Consider the following 1,084-nt stretch of genomic DNA (forward strand, 5'->3'; position numbering starts at 1 on the left):
GTACGCTAAGAATTTTACTAAAGAGCTTTGGTCAACGTTAAAGGCTAGGCCATTCTGGCAAAAAACCGCGCAAGATAAGGTCAACATTACATTGGCTGGGCCTGGGCCGATGCTTGATTCCATGGAAGGGCAGATCATCAGTTTAACAGTGCCAATTTACGAAAAAGGCGTCCACCAAGGGGTGCTCTCGATTGATTTTGATGTCGATGCGCTGCTCACGACTTCTGAAAACCTTGTCGGGAAGCTGCACTTAGTTTCCAATTTCCAAACGATTCCTGAAGATGCTGTGCGGATCAAGCCCATTGAAAAAGAGCGCTTGAGTGCCAATCACAGTATTTATTACGAATATAACTTATGGAGCGAGATTAAGAATTTAACGTTCTTTGAAAAGTACAGCATCATGGTCGCGGTCTTTATTTACGTATTGAGTACCGTAGTACTGTTTTATGTCAACATGCACACCGAACGTCGCTACTTTAAAGATCTTGCTGCAAGAGACCCAATGACAGGGCTGCTCAACCGCAGAGGAATGCAGGCCGTTTGGCGTAATAAAATGACGAAGAAGAACGTGGCATTGGCTGTGTTCGATATCGATAACTTTAAGAACATTAATGACTCGCTGGGTCATCACATCGGTGACAAAGTCATCCAAGAAGTTTCTGCGCGTTTAAAACGACTGCTGCCAAACCAAGCGATCATCGGCCATCTTGGCGGTGATGAGTTCGGCATCATCCTTCCTGAGCCAGAAAACTCGCGCATGGCAGAAGTGTTATCAGATCGCATTATTTCTTTGATAAACCAACCTTTTGATCTGCACCACTTCAGTAAACGTCTTGCCTGCTCAATTGGTAGCGTCCGCTATCCGGAAGATGGGCAGGATGCTCGTATCTTGCTACAAAATGCCGATACCGCAATGTACGAAGCGAAAGATCGCGGGCGAAACCGTCTGATCAAATTCAATGACCAAATGAACAAAGAAGCGCGTATGCGTTTGTGGCTTGAAATCGAACTGCAAAAAGCCCTGCAGCAAAATGGTCTTGAAGTTTGGTATCAACCCAAAGTGAACGCCCGTGATTGCAGTATC

Annotated in this window: 1 protein-coding gene; it reads left to right on the forward strand. The window is 45.5% G+C overall.

Going from position 1 to position 1,084, the window contains the following annotated elements:
- On the forward strand, positions 1 to 1,084 hold a 1,084-nt coding region (locus R7Q47_RS26170; protein WP_318090252.1), incomplete at both ends, for a GGDEF domain-containing protein.

Source organism: Vibrio sp. Vb0349 (genome assembly GCF_033338975.1).